The sequence below is a fragment of the Pedobacter sp. genome, from assembly GCF_040513095.1.
GTDB lineage: Bacteria > Bacteroidota > Bacteroidia > Sphingobacteriales > Sphingobacteriaceae > Pedobacter.
In genome coordinates, this window is record NZ_JBEVDX010000155.1 from 1 (window position 1) to 9,794 (window position 9,794).

The following is a 9,794-nucleotide window of genomic DNA, read 5'->3' on the forward strand; positions in this document are numbered from 1 at the left end:
AGCGGTGCTGAAGGGCGCTTTGATTATGTGAGCAATGCAAAACAGATCATTGGCATTGTGGATTATGCACATACGCCTGACGCTGTACAAAATGTACTGAGCACCATCCATGATATCAGAAAAGGTACTGAGCAGGTGATTACGGTAATTGGCTGTGGCGGCGACAGGGATAAATCCAAACGCCCGGTAATGGCACAGGTGGCCTGCGACTGGAGCGATAAGGTGATCCTGACATCGGATAACCCGAGAACGGAAGACCCGCTGGAAATCCTCAAAGAGATGGAAGCCGGAGTATCACCTACAAACAAGCGTAAAACATTAACTATAGCAGACCGTAGGGAAGCGATAAAAACTGCCTGCCACCTTGCAAGACCAGGCGATATCATCCTGATTGCAGGTAAAGGACATGAGAAATACCAGGATATAAACGGAGTAAAGCATCATTTTGATGATAAAGAAGTGTTAACCGAACAATTAAACTTAATCAGCTAATGCTATACCATCTGTTTGAATATTTAAACGCACACTATCAGTTCCCCGGGCTGAGGTTATTCCAGTACATTACCTTTCGTACTTCGCTGGCTATAATTATCTCCCTGATCATCACTACTGTTTATGGCAGAAGGCTGATCAATTACCTGCATAAAATGCAGGTTGGAGAGACCGTAAGGAACCTGGGACTTGAAGGTCAAATGCAGAAACAGGGTACTCCTACAATGGGTGGACTGATCATTCTGGCAGGGATCCTTGTACCTACGATTTTACTGGCGAACCTTACAAATGTGTATGTACTGCTGATGATCGTAACAACCATCTGGATGGGTGCGGTAGGTTTTGTGGATGATTATATCAAGGTATTCAAAAAGAATAAAGAAGGACTGGCAGGAAGATTTAAAGTTGTTGGACAGGTAGGACTGGCGCTGATCATAGGCTGGACAATGTACTTCAACCCCAATATTGTAGTAAGGAAAACTGTGGATGAAACAGCGGCAAGCAAAAGCAATGCGCCGATGGTACTGAGACAAAAAGGTGATAAGTTCTATTATACCCAGGACGTGAAATCTACCATTACAAATTATCCTTTTTATAAAAACCATGAACTGGATTACGCCAAGGTGCTGAATTTCCTTCCGGGTTCAGAAAAATATGCCTTCCTGGTATTTGTAGTTATTGTTGCGTTTATCATCACGGCAGTTTCAAACGGGGCGAACATCACGGACGGCATCGACGGACTGGCCACAGGTACGTCCGCGATAATAGGTATCACGCTGGGATTGCTTGCCTATGTATCGGGTAATACGATGATGGCCGATTACCTGAATATACTCTATATCCCTAATTCGGGTGAACTGATGATTTTTGCAGGGGCTTTTGTAGGTGCCTGTGTTGGGTTCCTGTGGTACAATTCTTATCCCGCCCAGGTATTTATGGGCGATACCGGAAGTCTTGCGATAGGAGGGATTATTGCCGCGTTTGCTATTATGATCAGAAAAGAATTCCTGATCCCAATTTTATGCGGGGTGTTTGTAGTTGAACTCTTGTCTGTTATGATCCAGGTATCCTGGTTTAAATATACAAAAAAGCGCTTTGGAGAAGGCAGAAGGGTGTTTTTAATGTCGCCCCTGCACCACCATTATCAAAAGAAAGGATACCATGAAGCCAAGATCGTTACGCGGTTCTGGATTATCTGTATCCTGCTGGCAATTATTACTATTATCACTTTAAAGCTGAGGTAATGGAAGGAAAAAGGATTGTTATACTGGGCGCTGGTGAAAGCGGAATAGGTGCGGCAATGCTGGCGCAGAAGCAGGGTTTTGAGGTTTTTGTTTCAGATTTTGGTGCTATTGCCGAGCGCTATAAACAGACACTTGTGGAGCTGAACATCGCATTTGAAGAGAAACAGCATACGGAAGAACTGATCCTTAACGCTGATGAGGTTATCAAGAGTCCGGGTATACCTGATACAGCACCGATCATAAAGGGGCTGAAGAAAAAGAATATCTCTGTGATCTCGGAGATTGAATTTGCCAAAAGATATACTACGGCAAAAACGATCTGTATTACGGGCTCTAACGGAAAGACCACTACCACAATGCTCACTTATCATATCCTGAAAAAAGCAGGATTAAATGTGGGGCTGGCAGGAAACATCGGGCATAGTTTTGCGGCACAGGTGGCCACTGAAAACTTTGACTGGTACGTGCTGGAAATATCAAGCTTTATGCTGGATGACATGTTTGCCTTTAAGGCCGACATCGCCATCCTGCTGAACATTACGCCGGATCATCTGGACCGGTACGACTATAAAATGGCAAATTATGCAGCATCGAAAATGCGCATAACACGCAACCAGAAGCCTGAAGATTACTTTATCTACTGTGCTGACGACGAAGAAACACTGAAGGCATTGAAAAACACAAAGGTCAATGCTACACAAAGTCCTTTTTCTATCCGCAAAAAGTTAGAAGGGGGCGCATACCTCGAAGGCAATAACTTACATATCAACATAAATCCATTAGATCCATTAACCATGTCAATCACAGAGTTAGCCCTGCAGGGCAAGCACAATATCTACAACTCAATGGCTTCGGGCATAGTTGCGAAAGTACTGGACATCCGCAATGCCACAATCCGTGAGAGTATGGGAGATATTAAGAATATTGAACACCGGTTGGAACATGTGGCCAAAATCTCTGGTGTGGACTATATCAACGATTCCAAAGCTACCAATGTGAATTCTACCTGGTATGCACTGGAAAGTGTAAATCCTGAGGTGATCCTGATCATGGGCGGCGTGGATAAAGGGAATGATTATGATATGTTAAAAGACCTGGTAAAGAAGAAAGTGAAAGCAATCGTTTGCCTGGGCAAAAACAACAAGAGGATCCATGAGGCTTTTGAAAATGATGTGGAAGTGATTGTGAATACCTTCTCAGCACATGAAGCTGTGCAGGTGGCTTATCACCTGGCAACGAAGGGCAATACGGTATTGTTATCGCCTGCCTGTGCAAGCTTCGACTTGTTTAAGAACTATGAAGACCGTGGCAATCAATTTAAGATGGCTGTAAAAGAATTATAAAAATGGGTGCATTTCAAGTGCTTTTAGAGAAAACAAAGGGCGACCGCTGGATATGGCTGATCATTATCCTGCTGTCCCTGATTTCCATCCTGACCGTTTACAGTGCCACGGGAACGCTGGCCTATAAACAAGGCAAGACGGTGGAAAAAATACTGATCACCAAACACCTGATTTTTGTGGTGATGGGGATTGGTATGATCTATATTGCGCATTTGCTGGACTATAAGTATTACGCCGGGATATCAAAGATTTTAATGATCATTACGATCCCCCTGCTGTTTTATACGCTGATTTTTGGAGCAAGCCTGAATGATGCTTCGCGCTGGGTAAAGATCCCTATAATCGGGTTGACCTTCCAGACTTCCGATTTGGCTAAGCTGGCTTTGATTACGTTTCTGGCCAGGATGCTGACCAAGAAACAGGAAAATATTAAAGATGTCAAAACTTCCTTCATCCCGATCATGGGCTCTGTTTGTGTGGTATTCATCCTGATTGCCCTGGCTAACTTATCCACTGCATTAATGCTGTTTGGCGTAAGTATTTTACTGCTTATTATCGGCAGGATCAGTATCAAGCAGATACTTACCGTTTGTGCCGGCGGCTTTGTACTGCTGATGTTTGTGATTTTCCTTGGCCCAAGGCGGGAGACTTACAAATCGCGTATCAATTCCTTCCTGCATCCGGAGCTTCAGAATTCTGACAAGACTTTTCAGGCTGACATGTCTAAAATAGCACTGGCAACAGGTGGCTTTTTTGGCAAAGGACCGGGGAACAGTACACAGCGTAACTTTTTGCCGCATCCTTATTCCGACTTTATCTTCGCGATCATCGTAGAAGAATACGGCATTTTTGGAGCAATGATTATCATTGTGCTGTACCTCGTACTGCTTTACCGCTGTGTCAGGATCGTCACGCAAAGTCCCAAGGCATTTGGGGCCCTGCTGGCCGCAGGATTAAGTTTTAGTCTGACGATACAGGCATTTGCAAATATGGCAGTAGCAGTAGGTTTAGGTCCGGTAACGGGAGTTCCGCTGCCCCTGGTAAGTATGGGGGGTACCTCAATGATCTTTACCAGTATTGCATTCGGGATTATTCTGAGTGTAAGCAGGGATGTTGAAGAAAATGGTAAGAAAGCACTCGGTGACATCGTTACTAAGAGTGAAAGCAATACAAGAAAAGTAGTAATTGGTGATTTATCGGCAATTGCATAAAAAATAAAGAATGAGAGCAACAAGGATAATTATTTCAGGTGGAGGTACTGGCGGGCATATTTTTCCGGCCATCGCAATAGCCAATGCGCTAAGGCGGGCAGAACCAGGCTGTGAAATTTTATTTGTTGGGGCAACCGGAAGAATGGAAATGGAAAAGGTTCCTGCTGCCGGATACAAGATCGTAGGATTGAATATTGCCGGCATACAGCGTGGCTCTATTGTTAAGAACCTGGCACTTCCGTTTAAACTGATGGGCAGTGTGCAAAAGGCGCTGAAACTGATCTCGGATTTTAAACCGGATGTTGTGGTTGGTGTTGGGGGATACGCTTCAGGGCCTGTCCTGTTTGCAGCTTCTTGGAAGAATGTGCCTTATCTCATCCAGGAGCAGAATTCCTACGCAGGAGTTACCAATAAGAGACTCGGTAGGAACGCTTCGAAGATCTGTGTGGCATTTGACGGGATGGATGCATTTTTCCCGGCAGAAAATATCCTGAAAACAGGTAATCCTGTACGGAAGGACGTGGTGGATATTGAAAACAAACATTTCCATGGTTCGGAATTGCTGAAGCTTGACCCGCTGAAGAAAACGATCCTGGTTACCGGCGGAAGCCTTGGTGCAGGAACGCTGAATAAAAGTATAGAAAAACATCTGCAGGACTTTGTTGAACAGGACGTTCAGCTGGTATGGCAGACGGGTAAATATTATTACACAGGGATCATGGAGCGCATTGGCCCGAACTTCCATCCAAATGTTCGGATCCTGGAGTTTTTAAACCAGATGGATCTGGCTTATGCTGCTGCCGATGTGATTATTTCCAGGGCAGGGGCCGGCACTATTGCTGAGCTTTGCCTGATCAAAAAACCTGTGATCCTGGTGCCTTCGCCAAATGTGGCTGAAGACCACCAGACAAAAAACGCTTTGGCACTGGTAAAGAACAATGCAGCAATGCTGATCAACGACCGCTCTGCCGAAGATACAATGGTAAAAGAAGCACTGGATCTGCTGAAAGATGAAGAGCGCTGCGAACTGCTGGCTGAAAACATTGGTAAAATGGCGCTGCCTGATGCTGATGAACTGATAGCAGCGGAAATATTCAAACTGGCAGGAAAAGGAGGAATTTAAAATGGAACTGGAATTGATCAAACGCGTTTATTTTGTTGGTGTCGGTGGCATCGGGATGAGTGCGCTTGCGCGTTACTTTAAGAAACGCGGATGCCAGGTAAGCGGTTATGATAAGACCCGTACCGTTTTAACTTCAGCTCTGGAAGTAGAGGGTATACTGATTACGTATAATGATGCAATGGATGCCCTGTCTGAGGAATACCTGGTTAAAAGTGAGGAGACCCTGGTGGTTTACACACCGGCGATTCCTAAAGATTCGATATTGCTTAATCATTTCAGGGAGCAGGGATTTGACCTGCAAAAACGTTCACAGGTACTGGGAATTATCAGCAAGGGGCAGTTTTGTATAGCTGTAGCAGGTACACATGGTAAAACTACTACGTCGACTATCATTGCACATATCTTAACCGATAGCGGATATGGATGTACTGCCTTTTTAGGGGGTATTGCCACAAACTACGGCAGTAATTTCCTGATAGGGGATAATGATGTGGTTGTGGTAGAAGCGGATGAGTATGACCGTTCTTTCCTCACGCTGCATCCTGATATCGCTGTAATCACGTCTATGGATGCTGATCACCTGGATATCTATGGGGATGCTGCACAGCTGCATGAATCCTTTTACCTATTTGCCGGACAGCTGAAAGAAGGCGGTACGCTGTTTGTTAAACAGGGACTGCCAATGACAGCAGGAATTACCTACAGTGCCGGAATGAACTCGATGGTGCAATCAGGGAATATCAGAGTGGAGAACGGTGATTTTGTATTTGACTATACGGATGCCGGGGTGACCATTCCAGATATTCAATCCATGCTGCCGGGGAAACATAATGTAGAGAATACCACTGTAGCGATTGCAGCAGCATTGAGACTGGGAATCTCTCCTGAAAAGGTGAAAGCGGCAGTGGCCAGTTTCAGAGGTGTAAAAAGGCGGTTTGAATATATAGTAAGAGAAGATAAACATATTTATATAGATGATTATGCACACCATCCTGAAGAGTTGCGTGCATGTTTTCATGCTGTAAGACAGTTGTACCCGGAGAAAAAGCTGACGGTTATATTTCAGCCGCATCTTTTCAGCCGTACCAGGGATTTTGCAGAGGAATTTGCAAAGGTGCTGGGGACCGTGGATGAACTGTTGCTGCTGGATATTTATCCTGCACGGGAATTACCGATGGAAGGCATTACTTCTGCATGGTTGCTTGAGCAGATTACGCTGCCCGCTTGTGCTGTTTATAAAAAAGATGAAGTGCTTGGTTATGTAGAGGAAAACCAGCCAGGTCTGCTGCTTACTGTCGGGGCAGGGGATATAGATACATTGATTCAACCGTTAAAAAATATTTTAACCAATGTTTAAGAGGATCAACTGGAAATTTGTTTTTAAATGTTTTGCCTGGATAGTATGCCTTGGCGGAATAGTGACCTTAATGAGCTTTGTTGAGGTAAAAAAACATACAGTCCTTTGTACCAATATCAAAATTCTAATTCCTGGAGCAGATAATTTTATTGAAAGAGAAGAAATTGATGCCATATTAAAACAGAGTGAGGGACAGCTGATCGGAAGGAGCCTTGAGGGTATAAACCTGAACGCTATTGAAGAGAAAATCAAGTCTAATCCCTACATCGATCTGTCTACGGTTTATGCTGATATGGATGGAGTTATCCATATAGAGATCAGCCAGCGCCAACCTATTTTAAGGATTATAAACGCAGGTGGGCAGGACTATTATATAGACCGTAACGGGTTAAAAATGCCGGTTTCTCCTAACTTTACCGCGAACGTACTGGTAGCAAACGGACATATCCTGGAGCATTTCAGCGGCAAGGTAGATACCCTGATTACCAAGATGGCGGGCGACCTGTATAAAACGGCATTATTTTTGAAAAAAGATACGCTATGGGACGCACAAATTGAGCAGATATTTGTTAACGATAGGGATGATATTGAACTGGTGCCAAGAGTGGGCGATCAGCGTATCATTCTGGGCACGGCAGATTCACTTGAAACCAAGATGACAAACCTGCTTGCCTTCTATAAAAAAGCAATGCCACAGGTTGGCTGGGATACCTATAAAACTATCAATATTAAATATTCAAATCAGATCGTTTGTGAAAAGAACAATCCGGATTCGCTGCACCGTGCCCTGAATGCTGCTAATGCATTTAAGCCAACTATGGCAGCTGCAAAGAAGGTAATGGACTCGCTGGTGAAAGCCGAAATCGCTTCTGAGCTGAACAATAATCCTGATGAAAATGAAGTAATGACCAGTGTGCCGGATGAAAAGTTTGTTCCCCCGGTTGCGGTAGCTGTGCATAAACCTGAAGTGAAAAAGCCGGAGCCGAAGGCGGAAGTAAGAAAAGTGACGCCAAAGGCTGAAGTAAAGAAAGTTGCGCCAAAGGTTGAAGTAAAGAAAACAGTGCCAAAGGTTGAAGTAAAGAAAACAGTGGCAAAGGTTGAGCTGAAAAAGACAGCGCCAAAGGTGGAAGTAAAGAAGGTGGAAAAACCTGTGGTTAAGCCAGCGCTGAAAAGTACCTGGAAACCGGCAGCAAAACCCGCAGCGGTAAAAGCAGAAGTAAAAAAGGCAACGATAACTGAAGAAAAGAAAGCTGCAGTTAAGCCGGAAGTAAAAAAAACAGTTGTTAAAACTGAAGAAAAGAAGAAAGTGACACATACATCGGCCATGCCTGAAATCAGGTGGATTAAACCGGTGACAAAAACCGCGAAACCGGTTGATAAAAAAGATACCAAGAAAAACAAATAGTATATAATTCGACAAATAGATATAGTTATGGGCAAAGAAAAAACTACCGTTCAATCTCCGATAGTAGTGGGATTAGACATCGGTACCACTAAAATCTGTGTGATAGTTGGTCGCAGAACACAGCATGGGAAAGTTGAGGTTTTGGGTATAGGCAAAGCTGAGTCTGCGGGCGTAACCCGTGGGGTAGTTTCGAATATACAAAAAACTGTACAGGGTATTTCACAGGCTGTTGAACTGGCAAGTGGCCAGTCGAACGTGGAAGTGCGTGTAGTAAACGTGGGTATTGCAGGTCAGCATATCAAAAGTTTGCAGCACCGTGGAATCCTGACAAGAAGGGAGTTAAATAATGAGATTAGCAAGAAAGACCTTGACAAGCTGATTGATGATATGTTCAAACTGGTTATGCCCCCGGGAGAAGAGATCATCCATGTGCTGCCACAGGAATTTACTGTAGACAATGAGCCAGGCGTTAAAGACCCTATCGGTATGGCTGGTGTGCGTTTAGAAGCTAATTTCCATATTATCTCCGGACAGGTAACTGCGGTAAAAAATATCATGAGATGTGTAAGCAATGCCGGCTTGCAAACTCAGGAGCTGATCCTTGAACCTCTTGCTTCTTCAGAATCTGTATTGAGTGAAGAAGAGAAAGAAGCAGGAATCGCATTGGTAGATATAGGTGGTGGCACTACCGATATTGCTATCTTCCATGAAGGTATTATCCGCCACACGGCTGTAATTCCTTTTGGTGGTAACAGTGTGACTGAGGATATCCGTGAAGGTTGTTCTGTAATGAGAAATCAGGCAGAATTGTTGAAAACCCGTTTCGGATCTGCACTGGCAGAAGAAAATAAAGAAAATGAAATAATCTGTGTACCCGGTTTAAGGGGCAGAGAACCTAAAGAAATCTCGGTTAAAAACCTTGCTTATGTGATCCAGGCCCGTATGGAAGAAATCATTGAGCATGTTTATTATGAGATCAAATCTTCGGGATATGAGAAAAAACTGATTGGGGGTGTAGTGATCACTGGTGGTGGAGCATTGCTGAAACACCTTTCGCAACTGGTTGAATACGTGACAGGACTGGATTGCCGTGTGGGTTATCCTAACGAGCATTTGTCCAAGTATGAGGATATGCCAAAGACCATCTATGATGATCTGAAAAGTCCGATGTATGCAACAAGTGTAGGGCTATTGATCAAGGGGATCCAGAAAGCTGAAGAGCAGATGGAAGAACTGAAACAGCCTGGCGTTTACATGGAGAAACCGGTAACAACGCAGGCAAAAGTGAAACGCCCGGGCGGTGGATTGTTTGATAAGTTACTGGCTAAGACCAAAGACTTTATCAAAGATGACATGAACGTAAGCGATGAGGATTATATAAAGCCGTAATATTTATCAACAAAGCGCGACTTTTCCACATTATTGACAGTTGTGGATAACTAGTGTGGAAAAAGTGTTAATATTACGTTGAGAGATGAACAGGTAGAACCAATTTTTAAGTAACTGATTCATAAATATATGTATTTTGAAATGTTAAAAGATAAGTCATCAATCATCAAGGTAATTGGTGTTGGTGGCGGTGGTGGTAATGCGGTTAACCATATGTACCGTCAGGGAAT

At 43.9% G+C, this 9,794-nt stretch carries 8 protein-coding genes; all 8 read left to right on the forward strand.

Annotation, left to right across the window (positions count from 1 at the left end):
* Positions 1 to 492, forward strand: a 492-nt coding sequence (locus ABWY16_RS17265) for a glutamate ligase domain-containing protein (RefSeq protein ID WP_353905905.1), incomplete at its 5' end; no start/stop codon positions are given.
* On the forward strand, positions 492 to 1,736 hold the full coding sequence (gene mraY, locus ABWY16_RS17270) for a phospho-N-acetylmuramoyl-pentapeptide-transferase (protein ID WP_353905906.1): 1,245 nt from the start codon (positions 492 to 494) through the stop codon (positions 1,734 to 1,736). The genes ABWY16_RS17265 and mraY, both read left to right, overlap by 1 nt.
* Positions 1,736 to 3,079: a UDP-N-acetylmuramoyl-L-alanine--D-glutamate ligase gene (murD, locus tag ABWY16_RS17275; protein WP_353905907.1), complete on the forward strand. Its 1,344-nt coding sequence runs from the start codon at positions 1,736 to 1,738 to the stop codon at positions 3,077 to 3,079. The genes mraY and murD overlap by 1 nt, the downstream gene beginning before the upstream one ends.
* Before the next feature lie 2 nt (positions 3,080 to 3,081).
* Positions 3,082 to 4,290, forward strand: coding sequence for an FtsW/RodA/SpoVE family cell cycle protein (locus ABWY16_RS17280; RefSeq protein WP_353905908.1), 1,209 nt, complete (start codon positions 3,082 to 3,084; stop codon positions 4,288 to 4,290).
* A gap of 10 nt (positions 4,291 to 4,300) precedes the next feature.
* The gene (gene murG, locus ABWY16_RS17285) at positions 4,301 to 5,413 is read left to right on the forward strand and encodes an undecaprenyldiphospho-muramoylpentapeptide beta-N-acetylglucosaminyltransferase (RefSeq protein ID WP_353905909.1); all 1,113 of its coding nucleotides are present in this window, start codon (positions 4,301 to 4,303) and stop codon (positions 5,411 to 5,413) included.
* A 1-nt stretch (position 5,414) separates the two neighbouring features.
* A complete protein-coding gene (murC, locus tag ABWY16_RS17290; protein WP_353905910.1) occupies positions 5,415 to 6,770 on the forward strand; it encodes a UDP-N-acetylmuramate--L-alanine ligase in 1,356 nt (451 codons plus the stop codon).
* Entirely contained in the window at positions 6,763 to 8,175 is a 1,413-nt protein-coding gene (locus ABWY16_RS17295; protein WP_353905911.1) for a POTRA-like domain-containing protein, read from the forward strand. Before murC ends, ABWY16_RS17295 begins: the two co-directional genes overlap by 8 nt.
* 27 nt (positions 8,176 to 8,202) lie before the next feature.
* Positions 8,203 to 9,564 (forward strand): cell division protein FtsA, encoded by a 1,362-nt coding sequence (gene ftsA, locus ABWY16_RS17300; protein ID WP_353905912.1) that lies wholly within the window; start codon positions 8,203 to 8,205, stop codon positions 9,562 to 9,564.
* Positions 9,565 to 9,794 lie beyond the last annotated feature (230 nt).